The following is a 1657-nucleotide window of genomic DNA, read 5'->3' as shown; positions in this document are numbered from 1 at the left end:
TGTGTGCGCCGCCCCCGCGCCCGTCCCGCCGAGTCTGCGCGTTGGGTCGGCGTTACTCGTGTGGGCGGGCGCCGGGGGGCGGCCCCCCCCCCCGCTCCTACAGCCGGTAGCCTGGTACGCCGTCGGCCGCTGGTCTTTGCAAACCTTGAACAGGCAACGTGGCATGCTCGGCATTCCAGCCATCCAGGGTCCGACCCATGCGCCAGTACCTTCGCCTGATGTTGCTTGTCATCGCGGTGATTTCCATTTCCGGCTGTGGCTACAACGCCATCCAGCAGAAGGATGAGGCGGTCAAGGCCGGCTGGTCCGAGGTGGTCAACCAGTACAAGCGCCGTGCCGACCTGATCCCCAACCTGGTCAATACCGTGCAGGGCTATGCCCAGCAGGAGCGGCAGGTGCTGACCGAGGTCACCAATGCCCGTTCCAAGGTCGGGCAGATCCAGGTCAATGCCGACGATGCCGATTCGCTCAAGCAGTTCCAGCAGGCCCAGGGCGAACTGGGCAGCGCGCTGTCGCGGCTGCTGGTGGTCAGCGAAAACTACCCGACGCTCAAGTCCGACCAGAACTTCCGTGACCTGCAGGCGCAGCTGGAAGGCACCGAGAACCGCATCACCGTGGCCCGCGGCCGCTATATCCAGCTGGTGCAGGACTACAACACCTACATCCGCTCGTTCCCGCAGGTGATCACCGCCAAGATGTTCGGTTACGCAGCCAAGCCCAATTTCACCGTCGACAACGAGGCGCAGATCGCACAGCCGCCGACCGTGAGCTTCGGCAGCCAGCCGGCAGCGCCGCAGCAGACGCCGCCGCAGCCCGCTCCGGCACAGTGAGCCGCGCGCGATGAGCGCAGTGCTGCAGCGCTTCAGCCTGCTGCTGTGCCTGCTCGGCCTCGGCTGGGCAGGCCCGGCGCTGGCCCAGCAACTGGCGCCGATCCCGGCGCTGGATTCGCCGGTGGTCGATACCACCGGCACGCTTGATGCGACGCAGAAGCAGGCGCTGGAGCAGCAGGCCCTTGCCCTGCAGCAGCGCAAGGGCGCACAGCTGCAGGTACTGATCGTGCCGAGCACCCAGCCCGAGGACATTGCCCAGTACAGCACCCGCGTGTTCGACCAGTGGGCGATTGGCCGCAAGGGCGTAGATGACGGCGTGCTGCTGCTGGTGGCCAAGGATGACCGGCGGGTGCGGATCGAACCGGGCTATGGCCTGGAAGGTGCCATCCCCGATGCCATCGCCAACCGGGTGATCCAGGAGTACCTGGTGCCGCACTTCCGCCAGAACGATTACGCCGGCGGCATCACTGCCGCCAGCGGCGTGCTGGTCAAGATCATCGATGGCGAGGAACTGCCGACGCCGGTCAGCAGCAACCGTGATGGTGGCGGGGGCAGCGGTGATTCGATCTTCTTCTTCGCGATCATGATCGGTGTGTTTGCCTCCACCTTCATGCGCATGCTGCTGGCCAAGCTGCCGCGACCGATCCGTGGTGTTGTCTCAGGCCTGATTGCCGGTGCGGCCGGCTGGCTGCTGCTGTCGATGGTTGGCGGCGGCATCGCTGCGCTGGTGGCCTTCCTGTTGTCGCTGGGCAAAAGCTCCAGTGGTGGTTTTGCCAGCGGTGGTGGCTGAGGCGGCGGAGGCGGTTTCGGTGGCGGCGGCTTTGGCG

General features: G+C 66.3%; 1 protein-coding gene and 1 pseudogene. Both read left to right on the top strand.

What is annotated here, in order from left to right; all coding sequences use genetic code 11:
- The first annotated feature begins 197 nt into the window (after positions 1-197).
- On the top strand, positions 198-830 hold the full coding sequence (locus ACVOLS_RS21535; protein WP_303748949.1) for a LemA family protein: 633 nt from the start codon (positions 198-200) through the stop codon (positions 828-830).
- 10 nt (positions 831-840) lie between these two features.
- A pseudogene (locus ACVOLS_RS21530) lies at positions 841-1617 on the top strand (TPM domain-containing protein); the annotation flags it as partial.
- Positions 1618-1657 lie beyond the last annotated feature (40 nt).

The organism is Stenotrophomonas sp. STEN038 (genome assembly GCF_056759895.1).
The sequence above is the reverse complement of the archived record's forward strand: the minus strand, read 5'-3'. Positions and strand labels throughout refer to the sequence as shown.

What these genes read in the sequence shown, in the direction of transcription:
- ACVOLS_RS21535 (WP_303748949.1), top strand. Translation starts at nt 198, where the DNA reads ATGCGCCAGTACCTTCGCCTGATGTTGCTTGTCATCGCGGTGATTTCC.